General features: G+C 56.4%; 1 protein-coding gene. It reads right to left on the bottom strand.

The genetic code is table 11. From position 1 onward, the window contains the following. A partial coding sequence (locus AC1RPG_RS08280) for a hypothetical protein (protein WP_481762513.1) occupies window positions 1-384 on the bottom strand: 384 nt, incomplete at its 3' end. Between the last annotated feature and the right edge of the window lie 33 nt (window positions 385-417).

Here is a 417-nt window from a genome sequence, read left to right as displayed (position 1 = left end):
CGTAGCAATGATCGACTGGTACTGCGACTTGGTGACCGCCGACTGGCAGGTGCCGAAACCTCCAGACGCCACGTTCTTGTAGGACACCACAGGGTTAGCGTTCGAACCACCGCTCGGGTTTTCGAGAGCAGTGCCCGTAACAAACGGGTATCCATCCACCGTCACGGGTTTGCCCATCACAACATATGAGTTGCCTGTAGCGCCATGCGTTATTGGATACATCACGATCACGGTGTCGTTGACGCCCGGGATCGATCCGAAGTTGCCGTTTAGGCCTCCGTAGTTACCAAACTGGATAAGCAGACGCCCATCACTCATTGTCTGGTCCGAGAGGCCGGGCAGTCCATCGAAGTTCCACAAGCCGCCGTATGCCTTCGGGATCATTATCCCGTTGATCAGGACCGCAACGTCTCGGTC

The organism is Dellaglioa sp. CoH-57-MRSF-18 (genome assembly GCF_056781995.1).
The sequence above is the reverse complement of the archived record's forward strand: the minus strand, read 5'-3'. Positions and strand labels throughout refer to the sequence as shown.